Origin of the sequence: Nocardia sp. NPDC058497 (assembly GCF_042720195.1) — a bacterium.
Lineage (GTDB): Bacteria > Actinomycetota > Actinomycetes > Mycobacteriales > Mycobacteriaceae > Nocardia.
The window spans coordinates 1-2,159 of record NZ_JBHXMY010000799.1 but is presented as its reverse complement, the minus strand read 5'-3'; the positions used below and the strand labels follow the sequence as shown (position 1 = coordinate 2,159).

Below are 2,159 nucleotides of genomic sequence, written 5' to 3'. Positions count from 1 at the left end.
AGGCCATCCAGTCGGCCATGCGTTCGCCGAACGTCAAGGGCATCCGCGTGCAGTGCTCGGGCCGCCTCGGTGGCGCCGAAATGTCGCGCTCGGAGTTCTACCGTGAGGGTCGCGTCCCGCTGCACACGCTGCGCGCGGACATCGACTACGGCCTCTACGAGGCCAAGACCACCTTCGGTCGCATCGGCGTGAAGGTCTGGATCTACAAGGGTGACATCGTCGGTGGTCGTCGTGAGCTGACCGCTGCCGCTGCCGCTCCGGAGCGCCCGCGTCGCGAGCGTCCGAGCCGCCCTCGTCGGTCCGGCGCCACCGGCACCACCGCGACCAGCACCGAGGTCGGGCGTGCCGCCACTGCAGTGGCGGAGGCTCCGGCAGAGAGTCAGGAGGGCTGACGCATGCTGATGCCCCGTAGGGTCAAGCACCGCAAGCAGCACCACCCCGGCCGCTCCGGCATGTCCAAGGGCGGCACCGCGGTGGCGTTCGGTGAGTACGGCATCCAGGCTCTCGAGCCCGCCTACGTCACCAACCGTCAGATCGAGTCGGCGCGTATCGCGATGACCCGCCACATCAAGCGTGGCGGCAAGATCTGGATCAACATCTACCCCGACCGCCCGCTCACCAAGAAGCCTGCCGAGACCCGCATGGGTTCCGGTAAGGGTTCGCCGGAGTGGTGGGTCGCGAACGTGAAGCCCGGTCGGGTCATGTTCGAGATGTCTTACCCCAACGAGGAGACCGCTCGCGAGGCCCTGCGCCGCGCGATGCACAAGCTCCCCATGAAGTGCAGGATCGTGACCAGGGAGGAGCAGTTCTGATGGCTACCGGAACACCGGCCGCAGAGCTCCGCGAGCTCAACGAAGAGGAGCTTGTCGCCCGCCTGCGTGAGTCGAAGGAAGAGCTGTTCAACCTGCGCTTCCAGATGGCGACGGGTCAGCTCGACAACAACCGTCGACTGCGCGTCGTCCGCCACGAGATTGCGCGCATCTACACGGTCATGCGTGAGCGCGAGCTCGGCCTGGCCACGGCACCCGCTGGCAAGGGAGATGCGGCATGAGCGAGAACCAGGAAGAGCGCAACAGCCGCAAGGTACGCAGCGGCTACGTCGTCTCGGACAAGATGAACAAGACGATCGTCGTCGAGCTGGAAGACCGTCACCGGCACAAGCTCTACGGCAAGATCATTCGCACCACCTCCAAGGTGAAGGCGCATGACGAGAACGAGATCGCCGGCGTCGGCGACCGCGTTCAGCTGATGGAGACCCGTCCGCTGTCGGCCACCAAGCGCTGGCGTCTGGTCGAGGTCCTGGAGAAGGCCAAGTAAGGTCCCTCCTCGATCCATCGAGATCGTTGCAGTACGAAGGCCCGTTTCCCTCGTGGAAGCGGGCCTTCGTCGTACCATCAGAGGGCTGATACCTGGCTGATACCATGGCGTCATGGCGATGACACTGCGGCTCAACGGGGACGATGACCGACGGCTGACTGAGCTGGCTGAACGACTTGGGCGGAGCAAACAGGACTTGGCCCAAGAGGCGATTCACATGTATGTCACTCGGCAAGCAGAGGCGTTCGGGTCCATGATCGACTCGATCATGGACGAGCACGCCGAGCTGATGCGGCGACTCGCGTGATCCATCTCGATCTCGCTGAGGTCGTCGCCATTGCCCGCAAGGTGAATAAGACGCCGCACGCCGTGGCTGACATCGGTCTACTGGCTAGCGCTGTCGAGCGGCCGAAAGCGACAGTATTCGGCCAGGAAGCCTACCCAGGGCTGTTCCTCAAGGCCGCCGCTCTTCTGCATTCGATCGCACGAAACCACGCGCTCATCGACGGCAACAAGCGAACCGCGTTCGTCGCGAGTGTCGCCATGCTCCGACTGAACGGATATCGTGTTCGCCCACTCCCCGACGAGCAGGAGGAGCTGATGAACCGCATCGCGACGGGCGATGTGGATGTGGCCGAGATCGCGAAGAGCCTGGAGCTTTGGTCTGAATCGGTCAACGAAAGTGGTTGGAGTGAAGGGTAGTTCCCGCGCTGCATCGTCAAGAAGGCTCAGGAAGCCCAGCTTTGGAGTGATAACGAGATCGCCGGCGTCGGCGACCGCGTTCAGCTGATGGAGACCCGTCCGCTGTCGGCCACCCAGCGCTGGCGTCTGGTCGAGGTCCC

7 protein-coding genes are annotated in these 2,159 nt (G+C 64.2%); all 7 read left to right on the top strand.

Annotation, left to right across the window (positions count from 1 at the left end):
* Nucleotides 1-392: 30S ribosomal protein S3 (rpsC, locus tag ACFWPJ_RS31125; RefSeq protein ID WP_378856828.1), on the top strand; the 392-nt coding region annotated here is incomplete at its 5' end.
* A 3-nt stretch (nt 393-395) separates the two neighbouring features.
* Nucleotides 396-812 (top strand): 50S ribosomal protein L16, encoded by a 417-nt coding sequence (rplP, locus tag ACFWPJ_RS31120; protein WP_266296839.1) that lies wholly within the window; start codon nt 396-398, stop codon nt 810-812.
* Nucleotides 812-1,051, top strand: coding sequence for a 50S ribosomal protein L29 (rpmC, locus tag ACFWPJ_RS31115; protein WP_071926410.1), 240 nt, complete (start codon nt 812-814; stop codon nt 1,049-1,051). Before rplP ends, rpmC begins: the two co-directional genes overlap by 1 nt.
* A complete protein-coding gene (gene rpsQ / locus ACFWPJ_RS31110) occupies nt 1,048-1,317 on the top strand; it encodes a 30S ribosomal protein S17 (RefSeq protein WP_189030375.1) in 270 nt (89 codons plus the stop codon). The genes rpmC and rpsQ (ACFWPJ_RS31110) overlap by 4 nt, the downstream gene beginning before the upstream one ends.
* 112 nt (nt 1,318-1,429) lie before the next feature.
* A complete protein-coding gene (locus tag ACFWPJ_RS31105; protein ID WP_232996604.1) occupies nt 1,430-1,624 on the top strand; it encodes a ribbon-helix-helix protein, CopG family in 195 nt (64 codons plus the stop codon).
* Entirely contained in the window at nt 1,621-2,019 is a 399-nt protein-coding gene (locus ACFWPJ_RS31100; protein ID WP_378856825.1) for a type II toxin-antitoxin system death-on-curing family toxin, read from the top strand. Before ACFWPJ_RS31105 ends, ACFWPJ_RS31100 begins: the two co-directional genes overlap by 4 nt.
* Before the next feature lie 12 nt (nt 2,020-2,031).
* On the top strand, nt 2,032-2,159 hold a 128-nt coding region (gene rpsQ / locus ACFWPJ_RS31095), incomplete at its 3' end, for a 30S ribosomal protein S17 (protein ID WP_378856830.1).

What these genes read in the sequence shown, in the direction of transcription:
- rplP (WP_266296839.1), top strand. Translation starts at nt 396, where the DNA reads ATGCTGATGCCCCGTAGGGTCAAGCACCGCAAGCAGCACCACCCCGGC.
- rpmC (WP_071926410.1), top strand. Translation starts at nt 812, where the DNA reads ATGGCTACCGGAACACCGGCCGCAGAGCTCCGCGAGCTCAACGAAGAG.
- rpsQ (WP_189030375.1), top strand. Translation starts at nt 1,048, where the DNA reads ATGAGCGAGAACCAGGAAGAGCGCAACAGCCGCAAGGTACGCAGCGGC.
- ACFWPJ_RS31105 (WP_232996604.1), top strand. Translation starts at nt 1,430, where the DNA reads ATGGCGATGACACTGCGGCTCAACGGGGACGATGACCGACGGCTGACT.